The organism is Kitasatospora sp. NPDC085879 (assembly GCF_040686255.1).
Lineage (GTDB): Bacteria > Actinomycetota > Actinomycetes > Streptomycetales > Streptomycetaceae > Kitasatospora.
Map to the genome: position 1 here is coordinate 54,116 of NZ_JBFBJZ010000041.1, position 17,659 is coordinate 71,774.

16 protein-coding genes and 1 tRNA gene are annotated in these 17,659 nt (G+C 73.0%); 16 read left to right on the top strand and 1 reads right to left on the bottom strand.

What is annotated here, in order from left to right; all coding sequences use genetic code 11:
* Window positions 1-93: 93 nt before the first annotated feature.
* Entirely contained in the window at window positions 94-192 is a 99-nt protein-coding gene (locus AB0P35_RS27350; protein ID WP_363515680.1) for an agmatine deiminase family protein, read from the top strand.
* Between the two features lie 73 nt (window positions 193-265).
* Here AB0P35_RS27350 and AB0P35_RS27355 read toward each other — a convergent pair whose 3' ends face one another.
* Window positions 266-1,168 (bottom strand): LysR family transcriptional regulator, encoded by a 903-nt coding sequence (locus tag AB0P35_RS27355; protein WP_363515640.1) that lies wholly within the window; start codon window positions 1,166-1,168, stop codon window positions 266-268.
* 719 nt (window positions 1,169-1,887) lie between these two features.
* Between AB0P35_RS27355 and AB0P35_RS27360 the strand changes: the two genes are divergently transcribed.
* From AB0P35_RS27360 to AB0P35_RS27430, 15 genes are all read left to right on the top strand, one after another.
* Window positions 1,888-2,547 carry a helix-turn-helix domain-containing protein gene (locus tag AB0P35_RS27360; RefSeq protein WP_363515643.1) on the top strand — a complete coding sequence of 220 codons (660 nt, stop codon included), beginning with the start codon at window positions 1,888-1,890 and terminating at the stop codon, window positions 2,545-2,547.
* 312 nt (window positions 2,548-2,859) lie between these two features.
* The gene (locus AB0P35_RS27365) at window positions 2,860-3,471 is read left to right on the top strand and encodes a DUF4142 domain-containing protein (protein ID WP_257018860.1); all 612 of its coding nucleotides are present in this window, start codon (window positions 2,860-2,862) and stop codon (window positions 3,469-3,471) included.
* Window positions 3,472-3,540: 69 nt separating this feature from the next.
* Window positions 3,541-4,926, top strand: a complete 1,386-nt coding sequence (locus tag AB0P35_RS27370; protein ID WP_363515646.1) for a DUF1996 domain-containing protein — start codon at window positions 3,541-3,543, stop codon at window positions 4,924-4,926.
* A 291-nt stretch (window positions 4,927-5,217) separates the two neighbouring features.
* Window positions 5,218-5,898 (top strand): ferric reductase-like transmembrane domain-containing protein, encoded by a 681-nt coding sequence (locus tag AB0P35_RS27375; RefSeq protein WP_107486737.1) that lies wholly within the window; start codon window positions 5,218-5,220, stop codon window positions 5,896-5,898.
* The gene (locus tag AB0P35_RS27380; protein WP_095871336.1) at window positions 5,895-7,331 is read left to right on the top strand and encodes an NADH-quinone oxidoreductase subunit NuoF family protein; all 1,437 of its coding nucleotides are present in this window, start codon (window positions 5,895-5,897) and stop codon (window positions 7,329-7,331) included. The genes AB0P35_RS27375 and AB0P35_RS27380 overlap by 4 nt, the downstream gene beginning before the upstream one ends.
* A gap of 119 nt (window positions 7,332-7,450) precedes the next feature.
* Window positions 7,451-8,464 (top strand): SCO0930 family lipoprotein, encoded by a 1,014-nt coding sequence (locus tag AB0P35_RS27385; protein ID WP_363515683.1) that lies wholly within the window; start codon window positions 7,451-7,453, stop codon window positions 8,462-8,464.
* On the top strand, window positions 8,461-8,937 hold the full coding sequence (locus AB0P35_RS27390) for a hypothetical protein (RefSeq protein WP_363515650.1): 477 nt from the start codon (window positions 8,461-8,463) through the stop codon (window positions 8,935-8,937). Before AB0P35_RS27385 ends, AB0P35_RS27390 begins: the two co-directional genes overlap by 4 nt.
* 539 nt (window positions 8,938-9,476) lie before the next feature.
* Window positions 9,477-10,439, top strand: coding sequence for a sigma-70 family RNA polymerase sigma factor (locus tag AB0P35_RS27395; RefSeq protein ID WP_363515653.1), 963 nt, complete (start codon window positions 9,477-9,479; stop codon window positions 10,437-10,439).
* A gap of 694 nt (window positions 10,440-11,133) precedes the next feature.
* Window positions 11,134-11,811, top strand: coding sequence for a hypothetical protein (locus AB0P35_RS27400; protein ID WP_363515656.1), 678 nt, complete (start codon window positions 11,134-11,136; stop codon window positions 11,809-11,811).
* 134 nt (window positions 11,812-11,945) lie between these two features.
* Window positions 11,946-12,022: transfer RNA gene (locus AB0P35_RS27405), tRNA-Met, on the top strand.
* A 307-nt stretch (window positions 12,023-12,329) separates the two neighbouring features.
* Window positions 12,330-13,277, top strand: a complete 948-nt coding sequence (locus AB0P35_RS27410; RefSeq protein ID WP_363515659.1) for a hypothetical protein — start codon at window positions 12,330-12,332, stop codon at window positions 13,275-13,277.
* A 118-nt stretch (window positions 13,278-13,395) separates the two neighbouring features.
* A complete protein-coding gene (locus AB0P35_RS27415) occupies window positions 13,396-13,650 on the top strand; it encodes a hypothetical protein (RefSeq protein ID WP_363515662.1) in 255 nt (84 codons plus the stop codon).
* Between the two features lie 337 nt (window positions 13,651-13,987).
* Window positions 13,988-15,478 carry an MFS transporter gene (locus tag AB0P35_RS27420; RefSeq protein WP_363515665.1) on the top strand — a complete coding sequence of 497 codons (1,491 nt, stop codon included), beginning with the start codon at window positions 13,988-13,990 and terminating at the stop codon, window positions 15,476-15,478.
* 82 nt (window positions 15,479-15,560) lie between these two features.
* Window positions 15,561-16,922, top strand: a complete 1,362-nt coding sequence (locus tag AB0P35_RS27425) for a carotenoid oxygenase family protein (protein ID WP_363515668.1) — start codon at window positions 15,561-15,563, stop codon at window positions 16,920-16,922.
* 104 nt (window positions 16,923-17,026) lie between these two features.
* The gene (locus tag AB0P35_RS27430; protein ID WP_363515671.1) at window positions 17,027-17,530 is read left to right on the top strand and encodes a nuclear transport factor 2 family protein; all 504 of its coding nucleotides are present in this window, start codon (window positions 17,027-17,029) and stop codon (window positions 17,528-17,530) included.
* The last annotated feature ends 129 nt before the right edge of the window (window positions 17,531-17,659 follow it).

Here is a 17,659-nt window from a genome sequence, read left to right on the forward strand (position 1 = left end):
ACGCCAACTACTACGTCTGCAACGGCGCGGTCATCGCCGCGCAGTTTCGGCGACGCCTCGGCCGACTCCGCGGCGAAGGCGACCCTGGCGCGGCTGTTCCCCGGCCGCACCGTCGAGCAGCTCGACATCGACTACCTGGGCGCCGGTGGCGGCGGCATCCACTGCGTCACCCAGCAGCAGCCCGCGATCTGAGGTGCCGTCAAACACGCGACCCCGCGCCGGAGTACGGCCGGCCGCCGATGGCGCGGGGTCGTCCTCCCTCCCGTCACACCCCCGCGGTCACCCGGGCTGCCTCCCGGAGGAGCGGCAGCAGCACCTGCTCGTAGGCCGTCAGCGGGCGGGCCAGGGTCCAACTGGCCAGCACCGTGCGGCGATCGGGCGCCGGGTGGACGGTCAGCTCGGCCAGCTCGCCGTGCCGGAGCTCCAGTCGCACGGCCCGGCGCGGCACCAGCCCCACCCCCAGGCCGATCCGCACCGCCTCCCTGACCCCCTCCGTGCCCCACAGGTCGAGGGTCCGGGCGCCTGTCAGCTCCCAGCGGTGCAGCAGGTCCGCCAGCTGGCGGCGGGTCTGCGAGCCGGCCTCGCGCAGCAGGAAGGTCTCGCCCGTGAGGTCGGCGGGAGCCACGTCCCGTCCCGCCAGCGGATGGTCTGCCGGGCAGACCAGCACCATCTCCTCCTCGGCGAGCCGCTCCGACCGGTACCGGCCCGGTGGCAGCGGGCCGCCGCTCAGGGCGATGCCCGTCCTGCCCTCCTCCAGCGCCTCGGCGAGCCCGTCGGCTGTCCCGACGGCGACGCTGAACTGCGCCGTGGGCTCCCGGCGCCGCAGCTCCCGCAGGACGGACGGCAGGAAGTGCCCGCCGACGGTGCTCGTGCAGCCGATCACCAGCGGCTCCTGGCGCAGCAACGTCGCCGCGTGCACGGCCTCCACGGCCTGGTCGGCCAGTGCCAGCACCTCCCTGCTCTGCGCCAGCAGGACCTCGCCGGCCAGCGTGGGCCGGATCTTCGGGCCGGAGCGGTCCACCAACTGGGTCCGCAGGGCTATTTCCAGGTTCTGCACCTGTTTCGACACCGACGACTGGCTCAGGAACAGGACTTGGCCCGCGGCCGAGAACCCTCCGCATTCGATGACCTTCGCGAAAATCGCCAGTTGATTGAGGTTCAGTCGCATCGTGGCCTCGCTCGCGTCCGGGGGGTGTGGGACACAGGGGCCGGCGCGGCGCCGCGCGGGCCCGGCCGGTAGGGCAATGTACCGTGCGGCGGGCCCGTGTCACAGGCTCTTCCACCTGGGGCCTTCTTGGACGTGTGCGCCCGTTGTCCGCTGCTCCCGGGCCTGTTGACGGTCGGTCGGGCCGCGGAACGGGCGCTGCCGGTGGTGCGGGAGGCGCGCCCGCCGAATGGTAAAGGATGTGCAAAGGCGCGGGACGAAACCTCGATTCGGGCCTCTTTCCTCGGTGACCGGCCCGCCAGCGGCCGGCAGTTCCCGGGAGGTGTTCCGGTGCATCCTTGCCCCAGCGGTCGACCCGCGGCACATGCTCCGTCCGGCGTTTCCGCGCGGCGGTCGCCCGCCCCGTCCGGCCCCGTCCCGTCCGTGTTCGGCCGCTCCGCGACCGCGAAGCCCGATGCCCCTCCCCGGTGCTCCCGCCCGGGCGTGCGGTGGGGGGAGGCGCCGTGGATGCGCTGACCCATCCCGGCGGCGGCCGTGGCGCACCGAGCGGACGCGCCGGACGCGCCGGACACGGCGGCCGCGGCGGCAGCGGCGGCAGCGCGGGAACCGGAAGCCGCGGGGGAACCGGAAGCCGCGGGGGGCGCGGCGAGCCCGCGGTCCGCCGGGCACCCCGCCCGGCCAACAGCGTCGCTCCCCGGGGCGGCCCGGCTACCGTTCAGGCGGTGGCGCTCTCCACCGCACCGGGCCCGCCCCCGCCGGGGCTCTCCGCCGCGAAGATCGTCGCCTACCTGCACGGACCGGAACCGTACCTGCTGATCCCGGACCCGACACCGGGAACGCACCAGGCGCTCGTCCGCTGGCTCCAGGGCAGGCAGGCGGTGGCCGGCCCCGTGGTGGCGCGCACCGACGCCGGAGCCTCGCTGCGCTGGGCCCGCACCCTGCTGGCGCTCACCCCGCAGTGGCCGGGCACCGCCGGCGAACTCCTCTTCGTCGAGGACCACCTGGCCAAGGTGGTGCTCTTCCAGGACCCGCTGCTGGCCGGCCACCTGTCCGCCAAATGGCTCGGCAGACTGAGCGACATGACGCCACGCCAGCGCGAGCGGATGGAGCAGACCCTGCTCGCCTGGCTGGAGGGCGGCGGTGCGGCCGAGGCGGCCCAACTGCTGCGCATCCACCCGCAGACCGTCCGCTACCGGCTCCGGAAGCTGGAGCGGATCTTCGGCGGCAGCCTGCGCACCCCGCAGGCACGGTTCGAGATCCTGCTGGCACTGAAGATCCACGGCATGGCGGCCGAATGCGCCCGGCTGCGCCACCGGGCGGAGGAACTGCCCGCCCGCGCGGCGTCCGAGCCCCGGCGGGACGCCCGCTCCATCGGTCGCTGAGCCGTGCCCGGCTCCGGCCGCCCGAGATTCCCGTGACATTCGACCGGGACCTGCGACCACTGAGATCTGTCACTTCCCGATGAATTCTCCGACGGGCACCCGTGCGTTTCCGTAGGGTCTTCACCGGGGCTGCCGCCGACCGCCGGAACGGCATTTCTGCGGCGGCGGGCCGGCGCGGTCGCCCGTCCTGGCATGATGAGGAAGCCGATGTCATCTTCGAGGAAGAAACGCGGACTCGGAACAGCTGCCTACGGAATTCCGAAGGTGAGCCGATTTCCGCGGTCGTTCGCCACTCTTCTCCTGATTCTGGCCATGATGTCCACCGCAGCGGCCCTGGTCGTCCCCGTCGTGCGCTCGGCGGGCTCGTACCGCGTGCCACGGGCGGACGACGCGCCGGGAACGATGCAGACACCGACCGGCCCGCTGACGCCGCTCGACCGGGACTTCGTCAAACGGGTCCGGCTGGCCGGCCTGTGGGAGATACCCGCAGGACGGATGGCCCTCGCCAAGGGCGGAACGCCCGAGGTCAAGACCGCCGGCGAGCACCTGATCGAGGGGCACACCGACCTCGACCGGGCGACGCTGGAGGCGGCCGCGACGCTCGGACTGGAGGTCCCGGACGAGCCGTCCGCCCAGCAGAAGGCCTGGTTGAAACAGCTGGACGAGGCCCAGGGCCCCGAGTTCGACCGGCAGTTCGCCAACATCGTGCGCAATGCCCACGGCCAGGTATTCGCCGTCGTCGCCCAGGTGCGGGCCAGTACACAGAATTCGACGGTCCGCGATCTCGCAACGATGGCCAACACCACCGTCCTGGACCACATGACGGTCCTGGAGGACACCCGTCTGGTGAATTACGGCGGCCTTTCCGGATTTCCGGCCGGATCGGCCTCGCCGAGTCCGGCGGCCGGGGCGACACGGAGATGAGACCTGCCCCAGAGAGAACGATGTCCACGGCCTGTCCGACAGGCCCGATCCCGTTTCGAAGGTGCCAATATGAGGATTCACAAACGTGACACGGCCGGGCGGAGAATGCTCGCCCTGCTGCTCGCCGGGGTACTGGCGGTCGGCGGTGCGTCGGTGGTCGCCGCGGCGGCCTTCGCCGGGCAGCGCCCGTGGCGCTCGCAGCAGGCCTCCGCCCAGATGGGCACCGTGGCCTGCGCGGACGTCGGCGCGAGCCTGGAGACGGTCCCGGAGACCGCCCAGCCGGACGTCGACCGCAATCTCGCCGACCTCGACGTCCAGGTCGCCGACGCCTACCGCAGCCTCTCGGAGCAGGGCTCCGGCAGCGAGAAGCGTGTCATGGGCGACCTGGCCGCCAAGCGCTCCGCGACCCTGCAGAAGATCAAGGCGAGCGCCGGGCCGGACGCCGGCCTGCCCCAGGACGTCTCCGGACTGGCGAACTGCGCGATCCGGCGCGACCTGGTGGTCGACGCCTCCGCCCGGGACTTCACCCCCGAGTCGCAGAGCGCAGCGGCCGACCGCAGCAAGTCCTCGTCCGGCGGGAAGCAGAACCTCGGCCGCGGCTTCGTCGACATCAGGTCCGTCGCCCCGAACACCGCCAAGCCCGCCCGCAACGGGTCGGCCACCGGCACCTTCACCTCCCGCTGCGGACGCAACGAGAACCGCCACCTCAACCCCGACAACGTGATCGTCGCCCCCGGGGTGAGCAACGGCGCCCACCACATGCACGACTACGTGGGCAACCGCATCACCGACGGCTTCTCCTCCAACAACCGGCTCGCCGGCGCCGGCACCACCTGCTCCAACGGCGACCAGTCCGCCTACTACTGGCCCGTGCTGCGGCTCCTCGACGGCACCAACGACAAGGACGCCAAGGCACCCGGCGGAGGCAAGGACCGCAACGTGGGCCGCATCCTGCAGCCCGCCGAGGCCGGCATCACCTACAACTCGCCCAACGGGAAGCCCGTCCAGCCGATGACCCGCTTCCTGCGGATCATCACCGGCGACGCCAAGGCCCTCACCAACGGCCCGGCCAACGCCCACGCCTCGTGGAGCTGCACCGGCTTCGAGGACCGCCAGCTCGCCGACAAGTACCCCGTCTGCCCGAACGGCAGCCGGGTGGTGCGGACCCTGAAGTTCCCGGACTGCTGGGACGGCAAGAACATCGACAGCGCCAACCACCGCACCCACACCGCGTTCTCCAAGAACGGTACCTGCCCGCGGAACTTCCGGAACATCCCGCAGCTGGTGCAGCGCGTCACCTACGACGTGCCGTCCGGGGTGAAGTTCGCCGTCGACAGCTTCCCCGAGCAGCTGCACAACCCGGTCACCGACCACGGGGACTTCATCAACGTGATGAACCGGAACCTGCTGGACCAGATGGTGAGCTGCATCAACGAGGGTCGCCGCTGCGGCTGACCCCACAGGCCGCCGGGAAGGACCCGGGCGGCCGGGGCCGCCGCCCGTCGCGCGCGGCCCGCCCGGAACACCCGGGCGCCCCTTTCGAGCAGGGCAATGACGAGGCCGGAGGGCTCAGCGATGTTGACAGGTCAAGGACGCCGATCGTGGCATTCGGCCGCCGGGCCGGCGCGAGCGCGGCGGGCACGGCGGGCGGACCGCGCGGTCCGGCCCGGCCTGGCCGGCCCCGGGCGGCAGGCGCCGCGCGGTGCCGCGGGCGACCGGCCGGAAGGCGGCGGCCGGCGCAAACCGATGGTGCGGGCCGTCCTCCCGCTGTTCGCGGTGGGCCTGGGCCTGGTGGCCGTGACCGTCAACGGCGCACTGCAGGCGTTCCTCGGTGTGGCGGCCGGGGTGATCGCCCTGGTGTCGTTCTCCTCCGCCGTCCTGTGGGGGCTCGCGGCGACCGACCGGCTGCTGCTGCACCCGGTCCACCGCCTGGTCGCCCAGACGATCCACCGGACGATGGGCGTCGCCGGCGTGGTCTTCCTCGTCCTGCACGTGTGGATGAACCTCATCCAGGACCAGATCGGCGCACTCGCGGCCTTCGTCCCCTTCACCGACCCGAACAAGCCGGTGGTGTTCGGACTGGGCGTGCTGGCCGGATACGTGCTGCTGGCCGTGGCCCTCGCCGGGGCGGCCCGCGGCCTGCTGGCCCGGACGGGCTCGGCACGCCGGTGGCGGATCATCCACATCTGCGCCTACCCGGCCTGGGGCGCCGCACTGGTCCACGGCCTGAACGCGGGCCGGCTGCCCGCCCCCTGGGTGTCCGTCCTCTACAGCGTGGCCGTGGTGGGCGTGATCGCCGTCCTCGGCCTGCGGATGGCCCTCCAGGACCGCGGCGCCCCGCGCCGGACCGCCGCGCAGGTCCGGCCCGAGCCCCCCGGCCGGCCCGTGGTCGGCGCCGGAACCGGACGACGACGGCAGGACGGATGAGCGGCGCACCCATCGCCTGGATCGGCCGACCGGTGCTGTTCGCAGGCCTGGAACACAGCGAGCGGCTCGATCACCGGGCACACCTGGTCGTCCACGGCGGGATGCCGGCCATGTCCGCCGAGGAGGTCGCCGAACTGTCCGAGAACGTCAACCTGCGCGGCCGCGGCGGGGCCGGCTTCCCGTTCGCCAGGAAGATCCGGGCCGTCGTCAAGTCGGCCGCCCGGCGCCGGGCCCGCCCGGTCGTGGTGGTCAACGGAACGGAAGGAGAACCGAGTTGTCTGAAGGACGCGGCACTGCTGCTGCGCACCCCCCACCTCGTACTGGACGGCGCCCTGCTGGCCGCCGAGGCACTGGACGCCGAACAGGTGGTGCTGGGCGTCACCCGCGCCGACACCGAGCAGTCCCTGCGCAGGGCACTGGACGAACGCCGGTCCACCCGGCTGCCGGTCTCCGTCGCCCGGCTGCCCGAGCGCTTCGTCTCCGGCGAGGGGAGCTCGCTGGCCCGCGGCATCACCAGCGGGATCGCCCTGCCGCGCGGCGGCGGCGTACGGACCAGCGACAGCGGAGTCGGGGGACTGCCCACCCTGCTGTCCAACGCCGAGACGTACGCGCAACTCGCGGTCGCGGCCCGGCTCGGGGCATTGCCCTACCGCGAGGTCGGAACCCCGTCCGAGCCCGGGACGGTCCTGCTCACCCTGGCGGGCTCCCAAGTCGTGGAGACACCCACCGGTGTCCCGCTCGTCGACCTGCTCGCACTGTTCGACATGGACGTCGGCCAGGGCGTCCTGACCGGCGGCTACCACGGCACCTGGCTGACTCCCGAGGCGGCCCGCACGGCCCAGGTGTCCCGCCAGTCCCTGCAGAGCCTCGGCGGTGCGCTCGGCGCCGGCGCGATCCTGCCGCTGCCGGCCACCACCTGCCCGCTGGGCGAAGCACTCCGGGTCGCCCGCTGGATGGCCGACGAGACAGCCGGCCAGTGCGGACCGTGCTACCTCGGACTGCCCGCCCTGGTCAAGGAACTGGAGGAGGTCGTTCGGGGCGGCGGCCGGGCAGCCCTCGACCGGGTCGAGACCCGGATGCGGGCGGTGACCAAGCGGGGCGCGTGCAGCCACCCCGACGCCGCCTCCCGCTTCGTCGCCTCCGCCCTGGAGGTCTTCGACGACGACCTCCAGATGCACTCCTACCAGTACGGCTGCGGCCGGCCCGTCCAGGACGTGCTCCCGATGCCGGTCATGGAGAGCGCCGGAACCATCGTCGTGGACTGGACCCTCTGCGAGGCCCACGGGCTGTGCACCAGCGTGCTGCCCGAGGTCATCAGCCTGGCGGCGGACGGCTTTCCCTCCGCCGCCGTGATGCCCGTCCCGCCGCAGCTGCTCCAGCAGGCCGCCCGCGCGGTCGACCGGTGCCCCGCACTGGCGCTGCGGATCCAGTGAGCGCCGCCCGTCCCGGGCCGCCCACCCCCTCGAACCACCCCTTCACCCACCGATCTTGACCCAGCGATCCCTCGACAAGCCCAGGCTCAACCGATGGAAAGGCAAGGAAGATCTTGACGATGAAACGATACGGCCTCGTGGCGGTCTGCCTCCTGCTCGCGGGCCTCGTCCTCATGGCGGCCTTCGGCAGTGCCAACAGCAGTGCCAGCCCGTCCAACGGCAAGTCCGACACCAGCCAGCTGGCCGGGGCGACGCCCGCCCCCGCCGGCGCCTACGGCGACTACGGCTCCACCGGCGCCTCCGGCAGCGGCACCGCCGGCAAGCCCGGCGGACAACTCTCCGTCCGGGTCGACGAGAAGCTCGGCTCCGTCCTGACGGACGGCCAGGGCTTCACCCTCTACCGGTTCGACAAGGACACCGCCAAGCCGCCGGCGTCCAACTGCTCCGGCACCTGCGCCACCACCTGGCCGCCGGTCGTCAACGACGACAGCACCTCCGCGGGCACCGGCGTCGACGCGAGCAAGCTCGGCGAGATCACCCGCGCCGACGGCAGCCGCCAGCTGACGGTCGGCGGATGGCCCGCCTACCGCTACGCACAGGACAGCGCACCCGGCGACACCAAGGGCGAAGGCGTGGGCGGCACCTGGCACGCCCTGGCGCCCGACGGCTCCAAGGCCAAGGCCGGCGGCACCGGCACCCAGACGTCCACCGCGCCGACCGCCCCCGCCCCGGCCACCACCATGGCGCAGCCCACCCAGCAGCCCCCGGCGGGCGTGCAGATCTCCGTCTTCGTCCACCCCCAGCTCGGCCCGATCATGGTGGACGCCTACGGCCGCACGCTCTACCACTTCGGCAAGGACACGGCCTGGCCGATGCGCTCCAACTGCGAGGGCGAGTGCCTCAAGACCTGGACGCCCGCGCCCCCCGTGGACCCCAAGAAGATCAAGGGCGTCGACCCGAAGCTGATCGGCAAGATGCAGCGGTCGGACGGCAGCTGGCAGCTGAGCATCAACTGCACCCCGGCCTACCTCTACACCGGTGACCAGGGCTACGGCGACGCCCTCGGCAACGGCATGGGCAACGGGGCGTGGACGGCCATCAACCCGCAGGGCAAGGCGGCGACCGGCAAGTGAGGTCGCCCGCCGCCGCCCTCGCACCGGTCGGCAGCGAGCGCACCCTCCGAACCGGGCTGAAATGGGCCGCGCTGCTCGTCCTGCTCCTCCTGGGGAGCGCGGAACTCCTCTGGGGAGCAGGCGGGCTGGCTGCGCCGTCGCAGGCGGCGCAGCGCCCCGCACGGAGCTCGGTCGAGGACCTGGCCAAGCGGATCGGCTGCACGGCCGAGATCACCGCCGACGCGGCCGACCTCAGGCAGGGCCTGTGCACCTCGGGCGGGGAGGAGATCTGGATCGCCACCTTCCCGGCCGGCCCGGCCCAGGACGCCTGGCTCACGGAGGCGAAGGCGTACGGGGGTTCGTACCTCGTCGGTGACGGATGGGTGGTGGTCCTCTCGGACGCCACGGCGGACCTCCTGCACGGTCTGCTCGGCGGTTCGGTGGTCGGTGGGGCCGACCACACCGGAGCACACACGCACAGCGGAAGCGGGTGACCAGGGACAACAACGACAACAGGGCGAGGGTTCTCACCGGCACGGGCCGGCGGGAACCCTCGCCCTATATCGCTTTTCCACCCTCCCGCAGGGCCGGAAGGGCAGTAGCACGAACTGACAGAGTGTCACGAAGGCTGGCCGGGGCGGTCGTCCAACCATGCGAATGCCGTATGAGATTTCCTGTTATTTCGTCGCCCCTGCACTTGACGGGGTCCCGCCAGGGCTTTGGGAGTGGCGGCAAGGGGCCATACTGGCCGGTACGGCGCGATCTGTGCGCCACTGTGTCGCCTTGCACGCGGTTTCCCCACATTCGGATCCGGAATCACCGGGCGCACGGCCGGTTTGAAGAGTGTTGCCCTGAAACCCATGGGACTGGTGTGCTGTGGCCCTTCCTGCCACACCGTCCCGGCGGCCCCAGCAGCAGAACGCCGTCGATGCCCTTCATCCAGGCAGTTCCCCGTCCCGGCCTGCGCGGCCGACACGCCGGCCAGGCCCGCGAACTCCCCACCGTGAGAAGGCCAGAGCTGAGGAGGAACCAGGTGACCCTTCGAACCAGCACCCGCAAGAGCGGTCCGAGCGCGCTGAGCGCCGCCGAACCGAGTGCGGCGAGCGACACCGGACCGAGCGCGCCGAGCGCCGCAGGGCCGAGCGCGCCGAACGACACCGGACCGAGCGCGCCGAGCGCCGCAGAGCCGAGCGACGCAGAGCTGAGCGCGCTGAGCGACGCCGAACTCGCGGCGGCGCTCGCCGCCAGCCCGACCACCACCGGCGGCTCCCGGATCCGGGAGGTGATGGCCGAGGTGTTCACCCGCCACCACGGCGCCGTCCTCGCCTACGCCCGCCGCTTCTGCCGCGACCCGCAGACCGCCCAGGACCTCGCCGCCGAGGCCTACGCCAGTACCTACCTCTCCGTCGCCCGCGGACGCGGCCCCCGGCACGCCTGGCGCCCGTACCTGAAGGCCTGCGTCCGCCGCACCGCGATGGAGTGGAGCGCCCAGACCACCGACCGCGTCCTGCTGCCCGAGGACTTCCACAGCTGGGCCGAGCACCTCGCCGACGAGGCGGAGACCGAGGGTGCCCTGCTCGCCGCCGAGGAGGCGTCGCTGGTCGCCAAGGCCTACCGGTCCCTGCCCGAGCGGTGGCAGGTGCTGCTCTGGTTCTTCGTGGTGGAGGGCGAGTCAGCCGCCGTCGTCGCCCAGCGGATGAGCATGACGCCGAGCGGGGTGCGCTCGCTGGCCGCCCGCGCCCGCGCGGGCCTCCGCGAGGCGTACCTGCGGGCGAACGTCGACGAGGGCACCGCCCTGGAGTGCGGCTACTTCACCTCGCTGCTGACCGGCGCCGTGCGGCGGCCCGGCCGACGGCGCGGACGGGAGCTGGCCCGGCACCTGGACGAGTGCGCCGGGTGCGGACGGGTGGCCGAGGAGTTCCGCCAGGCCAACCGCCGCCGCGTCGTGGCCTCGCCGCTGATCCCCACCCGCCCGGCGGCGGTGCCGTCCTGCTGATCGCTGCCGGCGGTGTGGCGGCCGGTTCGCCGCCGCCCCCGCCCCCGGCCACGGTTCCGCTCCGCGCGGAGAAGGGACGAAAGATGCGGCGAAGACCCCGGTCCGGCAGCCGCGGCCCGTTCGGCGGCCGCGGCCGACCGGGCCACGGCCGACCGGGTCCTGAAGCCCTCCGGCCCGCGGTGGAACGGTCGGCCGGCACGGCGGCTCCTCACCTTCAAGTCCTCGACCGGCCCGTGCGCCTGACGGTCCGTCTCTGGACGGGTGGACGTCCGAAGGGCCAGGTGGTCGCGTCTCCGCCACGGTGTGGTGGAGGCGGGCCGCCGGGACCTTCGGGGGAGGTGCGGTCAGACGGTGGTGGGCAGGGCTGCGGTTCCGCCGGCGTCGCGACCTGGGACAAGGTCGCCCAGTGCGAGAGCACCGGCGGGAGGGCAGGGCCGCACGGCGGCCCACCGGAGCGGGATCGGGCACGCCTCGGCGGCAGACAGCTGTCCTGCAGGAACAGCAGTCGGCGCCACACCATGCGGGCCCTCGACCGAACGCCCTGGCCCCTTCCGTCCCGACACGCTGCCCACAACAGCGAGGTGGCAGAGGATGCACGGCCTTGCCGGCGCCGGGTGGGTCGGCCCCGGCACCCTGTCGGCCCGGCCATCTAGCCTGTACTCCCAGGAACCGGCCGGATTTCTGGAGGGGCGTCATGAGCCGTGCAGTCAGGGATATTTGGGCAGTGAAGTGGGGTGCGGTCGCGGCGGGCACGGTGCTCGTCCTGGGCTCGCTGTCGGGGTGCGGCGGAGGGGGCGGGAATGCGTCCGCCGACGGCAAGGGTGCGAGGGGGTCGTCCGGCAGTGCGGCGGCGGCCGGGCCGACGGACGGGCCGGGCGACTACCGTCCGCCGTCGGATCTCTGCCCGAAGGTCGACTTCGGCCCGCTGACCGCCGCCGTCGCTCCGACGGCCGATCCGCCGAAGGGGCGGGAGACCGGCTCCGATCCGGCGACCGGCAGCGGCGCCGCCTGCCTGCAGGGCTTCGCCACGGCCGGGACGAAGGGGGACGGCCGGTCCATCGTCCAGTGCACCGCCTGGAAGGACGTGGCCACCGCGATCAAGCAGTACGAGTTCCGGCTGTCCTCGGCGCCGAAGGAGGCCCGCGGCGCGGTGGAGCAGGAGCCGGGTCTGGGCCGGGCGGCCTTCCGCTACGAGAACCTCAAGGAGGCCGAGCCGTTCCGAAACGACCTGCGGCTGCTGGTCCGGGACGGCAATCTGGAGTGCGAGGTCGAGGTGCAGAGCCTCAACGCCCTGACGGAGCAGCAGGTGGCGGGTGCCTGGCCGGCGATGGCGGAAACCGTCCGGGCACTGCTCCCCAAGCTGCGTTCCTGACCGGCAGCGGCGCGAACAACCCCGACGGGCCGGCCACGCCTCTCGCGGCACGGCGGGGCGGCGCCGGCGCAGAGTGCCGGGCGGTAACGGATTTCCCATGCCCGGCCACAGTGCCGTACAGTCGTGCCTACCGACGCGGGGTGGAGCAGCTCGGTAGCTCGCTGGGCTCATAACCCAGAGGTCGCAGGTTCAAATCCTGTCCCCGCTACCAACCTCGGTAGGCCCGGCACCCCAGGTGCCGGGCCTACCGTGTTTCTCGGCATTCCTTTGGTCGGTGGCCTGTGCCGGCCGCGCCTCATGGCGCGTCGTCAGCCGTTGTCGGGGCCGTCGCCGGGCACCTGTATGTTGATCATCCGCCGCACCTGTCGGTATCCGTCCCGGAGTGTCGATGCGCGGGTCCGGGCGGGGCCGGTGGCTGCTCTGCGGAAATCGGGTCGCTGTCGCCGGGTGGTCAGGACAGACTTCGGCGTCGGGGCCGAACGGCCGCTCATCGTCTCAACGTGCTTGAAGGATTTCGCATGACCATTCCTGCCCCGCCCGACAGCCCGCAGTCCGCCGGCGGATCGGCCGATGCCAACCCGTGGGCCCCGCCGGGTCCGGGCCAGGGTGAGGGTCACGGGCAGGGTGTGCCGTACTGGCCGCCGTACGGGATGCCGGCGCCGCAGCCTCGTAACGGCCTGGGCGTCGCGGCCATGGTGCTCGGGATCGTCGGTGCCGTCCTCAGCCTCGTCATCGTCCTGTTCTGGCTGTCCTGGCTGCCGGCCCTGCTTGCCGTGATCTTCGGTGCCATCGGGCTGGGCCATGCGCGCAAGGGCCTGGCGACCAATCGGGCGATGGCGCTCGCGGGCGTGATCCTGGGCGTCGCGGGCCTGCTGGTCTCGGCCGGCGCCGGGGTGTTCGTCGTGGCGCACGTGCAGGCGGTCAACGAGGAGCGACGGACAGAGGCGGACGCCGCCCGCGCTCGCGCAGAGCAGCTGGTGGCGAAGCAGAAGGAGCGGACCGAGGCCGAGAACAGGAGGATCGAGGCCGAGCGGGAGAAGAAGGCTGCGGACGAGCGGGCCCGGCGCCTGTCGTTCGGCCAGTCCTACACGTACGAGGACGGGCTGAAGGTCACGACGGCCAAGCCGGAGCCCTACGTTCCGGACGAAACCGTGTTCGAGGCCCCCAAGAACGCCGAGATCATCCAGGTGAGGATCACCGTCGCCAACACCGGATCGAAGGAGCTCTCGCTCTACGGGTCGGGGTCGCCCTTCGTGCGGGACGCCGAGGGCAACCTCGTCTTCACGCTGATCGACGGAAGCGGTCGGATGAAATTCCTCGCCGGCTCTCTCGCTCCCGGGCAGGAGGCCACCAGCCTGTCGGCGTACGCCCTGCCCAACAGCGCGGCCGACCCGTTCTCCGTCGAGTTCAACTACGGCGCCGGGCTGCAGCACAAGAACGTCATCTGGTCCGGTCCTCCCAGCTGACCCGAGGCACTCCCACCGGAGCGTGCTGCGCAGGAAGCACGACCTGGTGACTGCGCCCGTGGCCGACACGGGCCCCGGCTGCCGTACTCGGGGGGTGCGGGGCGGCGATGATGACCGGATGAACGCATCTGACGAGGCCGCAGTGCCCGAGGCCGCCCTGGCGAAGATCACCGAACTCGGCGAGCTGGCGGCGAGGGCGGCCCGGGCCTGGCATGGCGGGGACCTGCAGGGTGCGTTCGGCGCGGTGAACGAGGCGATGCCGGTGGCGGCGGCCGCGGCGGCTGCGCTGAACGTCCTGCTGGAAGTCGATCGGGCCCGGGCCGGGCGCGATGAACCCGGCGAGGGCAACGAGGCCAGCGCCTGGTGGGGCTGAGGCCGTCGGCGGCCCGGCCGGGCCGGACCCACGACCCGGGCGGCGTGCGGTCCGCGACGCCCTGAGGCCCGGTCACGTCTCCGGCGCCACACGGGAAGCCGCCGTCCGCCGCCTCGGCCTTCCCTGCGGCAGCTACCTGCGCCACCTGAGCCACCTGAGACAGGGCCCGGACCTGCTCGGCGGGGCCCTGCGGCAGCAGGAACTGCACGGCCGTCGACATTAGCTCCGCGGCGCAGGCCACCGGCACGAGCGGGTGGACAGGTGCGGACAGGAGTGGACACTCACCGCTCCTGCCGGGCCTGGAGAGTGGACAGCGCCCCGCAGCAGGCTGTGTGTCATGAACCTCCCACGCACACAGCCGGGGCGGACGCCGCCCGCCCGGCGGCCGGCGGCCGTGCTCACGGTCCTCGCCGCAGCCCAGTTCACCGTCATGCTCGCCACCTCGATCGTGAACGTCGCGCTGCCGCAGATCCGCGCCGGTGTCGGCCTGTCGGAGGGCGGCACCACCTGGGTGGTCAACGCCTATGGTCTGGCGTTCGGTGCGCTGCTCCTGGCGGGCGGACGGGCGGGTGACCTGTTCGGTCGCCGCCGGGTGCTGATCGCCGGCCTCGGGCTGTTCGCGGCAGGCTCGACGGCAGCCGGACTCGCCCACGCGCCGGGGGTGCTGATCGCTGCCCGCGCGGTGCAGGGCCTCGGCGCCGCCGCCATCGCGCCGGCCGCGCTCGCCCTGGCCATGAACCTGTTCCCGGCCGGTCCCGGGCGCGGCCGCGCCCTGGGGGTGTGGGGCGCGGTCTCCGGCGCGGGAGGCGCGGGCGGTGTCCTGCTGGGCGGCGTGCTGACCCAGGCATGGGGCTGGCCGTGGATCTTCCACTGCGTCGGGTTCGGTGCGGTGCTGGTCCTGGCCGCCACCGTGGTGCTCGTCCCACCGGCGGCCGGCGTCAGGGCGGGGCGGTTCGACCTGATGGGCACTGCCACCGTCACCCTTGCCCTGACCTGCCTGGTCTGGGGGCTGACCACCGCACGCGACGCCGGCTGGGGCGACGTCCGGGTGCGGGGCGCTCTCGGCGCCGCCGTCGTCCTGCTCGCCGCCTTCGCGGTGATCGAGCTCCGCCGGCCGAACGCGCTGATACCGCCGCGGCTGCTCACCGTCGGCCGGGTGGCTGCCGGGAACCTGCTGATGGCCCTGCTGGGGTCGGTGTGGATCGCCCTGTTCTTCTTCCTGCCGCTCTACCAGCAGCAGGTGCTCGGCTCCGGTCCACTGGCCACCGGGGCCGGCCAACTCCCGCTCGCTGCGGCGAACATGCTCGGATCCGCGTTCGCCCCGCGCGTCTCCCGGCGCATCGGCGCCGCCGCGACCGTGGCCGCCGCCCTGCTCACCGAGGCCGCGGGCCTGCTGTGGCTGTCACGGGTCGGCGCCGACGGGAGCTACCTCGCCGACGTCCTGGGTCCGAGCATCCTGGTCGGTCTCGGCCTGAGCATCGCTTTCGTCCAGCTCACCGCGTTCGCCGTGGACGGACTCCCGCCCCAGGATGCAGGACTGGCCGGCGGACTGGTCAACACCACCCGCCAGGTCGGCGGCGCGGTCGGCCTCGCCGCCCTGGCGACCCTCGCCGGATCCGTCACCGCCCACGCCGCCACGCACCAGCCCCACCTGGAGGCGCTCACCGCCGGCTACCGGGCCGCGTTCACCGCCTCGGCCGCCGTCCTGGCCGCAACGGCCCTCCTCGCGGCGCTCCTCACCCGCCGCACCGCGGACCGCTCCACACCCGCGCGCCCGGCGCCCGACCCGCCGGCCCCGCGGCCCCGCACGGCCTCGCGGACCCGGTGAACCGGCCGCACGGCCCCCACACACCTGCCTGACGACACGACACCCCGTCCGACGAACCGTCGCCCACCGAAGGAGACCCGCCATGACCGGCAAGCCCTACCTGACCGGCCACTACACCCCCGTCGCCGACGAGATCACCGCCACCGAACTCACCGTCGAGGGAACCCTGCCCCCGGAGCTGACGGGACGGCTGCTGCGCAACGGCCACAACCCCAAGCCCGGCGTCACCCCCACCCACTGGTTCAAGGGCAGCGGCATGGTCCACGGCATCCGCCTGCGCGAGGGCCGCGCCGAGTGGTACCGCAACCGCTGGGTGCACACCCCCGCCCTCGACGGCGCCCCCTACATGACCGAGCACGGACCCGACCTGACCGCCAGCGCCGCCGGCACCCACGTCATCGAGCACGCCGGCCGGCTGCTCGCCCTGTGCGAGTCGAACTTCCCCTTCGAGCTCACCCGGGAGCTGGACACCGTCAGCGCCTTCGACTTCGACGGCAAGCTGCGCACCGCGATGACCGCCCACCCCAAGGAGGACCCGGTGACGGGGGAGCTCCACTTCTTCGGGTCCTCGCCCTTCCCGCCCCACCTGGTGTACTACGTCGCCGACGCCAAGGGGGAGATCGTCCACAGCACGGAGGTCCCCGGCGCGACCGCTTCGCTCAAGCACGACTTCGCGATCACCCGCCGCCACGTCGTCTTCGTCGAGGGCAACGTCACCTTCGACCCGAACGAGCACTCCGGGATCCCCTACGGCTGGAGCGATGCCCAGCCCGCTCGCATCGGTGTCATGCCGCGCGGAGCGGACGGCGCCCGGCAGGTGCGCTGGTTCTCCATCGAGCCGGGCAACATGCTGCACGTCGCCAACGCCTACGAGGACGGCCGGGGCCGCATCGTCCTGGAGGGCCCCACCGTGGACCGCGAGGGCTTCCACCTCTCCTGGAACTGGTGGGTGGGCGCCCCCGGCCGCGGCGCCGAGCCCAACGCCCGTTCCTACACCCGCCGCTGGGTGATCGACACGGCGGCCGGCACCGTCGACGAGCAGATCATCGACGACCTGCCGGTGGAGTTCCCGACCCTCAACGAGACCTACCTCGGCTCCGAGAACCGCTACCAGTACGCCGTCTCCTTCCCCGACGAGAAGGGCTTCGGCACCTACGGCGTGGTCAAGTACGACCGCACCACCGGCGCCCGCCGCATCCACCAGGCCGGCGACGCCCGCCTGCCCGGCGAAGCCGTCTTCGTCCCCGCCGCCGGAGCGACCCGCGAGGACGACGGCTACCTCCTGACCGTCGTCTCCGACCTCAAGCAGGACGCCTCCCAGCTCCTGGTCCTCGACGCGTCCGGCCTCGACCGGATCGCCACCGTCCACCTCCCGCGCCGGGTCCCCGCCGGAATCCACGGCTCCTGGATCCCCGACAACCCCCTGGACACCACCAACGGCTGAGCACCGCCCGCGGACCCCGCCGCCGGCAGGCCCGACCGAGGGCCCACCCGCCGGGAGTCGCGGATCCACCGCCCGACACACCCACGCCCGAAGGAGCCACCATCATGTCCCGTCCCGCCCGCGCCACGGTCACGCTGATCGCCGCCGCGGCCCTGTGCACCGCGCCCGCTGCCTCCGCCTCGGCGGCACAGGACGCACACCGGCGCCCGCCCAGGATCGTCACCGCCTGGGCCTGTGCCTGGAACGGCACCGACCCCCGGGCGCTCGGCGCCCTGTTCAGCCCGGACGGCACCTACACCGACCTGGCCGTGGGCGTCACCTTCCACGGCCGCCAGGACATCGCCGGCTGGAAGGCCCGCGCGGACAGCCTCATCGACAGCGTCCACGTCACCGTCCGCGCCGCCCACCGCCACGGCGGCCGCATCACCGTCGACGCCGTCTACGCCGGCCACCTCAAGGGCGCGCCCACGCCCTTCGCCGTTCCCATGACGACCCTTCTCGACCTCGACAACCGCGGCCGGATCACCTCCGACGAGGACCACTACAGCCTCGCCACCGTCCTCGCCCAGTCCGGCCTGCCCGCCGACTGGACCCCGCCCACCCCCTGACCGGAACCCCGGAACACCCCCCGGGGGGGGGGGGGGGTGGTGGGCTGGTTTTTGTGGGGGGGGGTGGGGTGTGGGTGGTGGTGGTTTTGTTTGGGGTGGGGTTGTTTTTTTTGGTTTTTTTTTTTTTTT

Coding starts and splice junctions, on each gene's coding strand:
- AB0P35_RS27400 (WP_363515656.1), top strand. CDS start 11,134: ATGAGCCGTGCAGTCAGGGATATTTGGGCAGTGAAGTGGGGTGCGGTC.
- AB0P35_RS27375 (WP_107486737.1), top strand. CDS start 5,218: ATGGTGCGGGCCGTCCTCCCGCTGTTCGCGGTGGGCCTGGGCCTGGTG.
- AB0P35_RS27410 (WP_363515659.1), top strand. CDS start 12,330: ATGACCATTCCTGCCCCGCCCGACAGCCCGCAGTCCGCCGGCGGATCG.
- AB0P35_RS27355 (WP_363515640.1), bottom strand. CDS start 1,168: ATGCGACTGAACCTCAATCAACTGGCGATTTTCGCGAAGGTCATCGAA.
- AB0P35_RS27370 (WP_363515646.1), top strand. CDS start 3,541: ATGAGGATTCACAAACGTGACACGGCCGGGCGGAGAATGCTCGCCCTG.
- AB0P35_RS27415 (WP_363515662.1), top strand. CDS start 13,396: ATGAACGCATCTGACGAGGCCGCAGTGCCCGAGGCCGCCCTGGCGAAG.
- AB0P35_RS27385 (WP_363515683.1), top strand. CDS start 7,451: ATGAAACGATACGGCCTCGTGGCGGTCTGCCTCCTGCTCGCGGGCCTC.
- AB0P35_RS27425 (WP_363515668.1), top strand. CDS start 15,561: ATGACCGGCAAGCCCTACCTGACCGGCCACTACACCCCCGTCGCCGAC.
- AB0P35_RS27430 (WP_363515671.1), top strand. CDS start 17,027: ATGTCCCGTCCCGCCCGCGCCACGGTCACGCTGATCGCCGCCGCGGCC.
- AB0P35_RS27365 (WP_257018860.1), top strand. CDS start 2,860: ATGATGTCCACCGCAGCGGCCCTGGTCGTCCCCGTCGTGCGCTCGGCG.
- AB0P35_RS27420 (WP_363515665.1), top strand. CDS start 13,988: ATGAACCTCCCACGCACACAGCCGGGGCGGACGCCGCCCGCCCGGCGG.
- AB0P35_RS27380 (WP_095871336.1), top strand. CDS start 5,895: ATGAGCGGCGCACCCATCGCCTGGATCGGCCGACCGGTGCTGTTCGCA.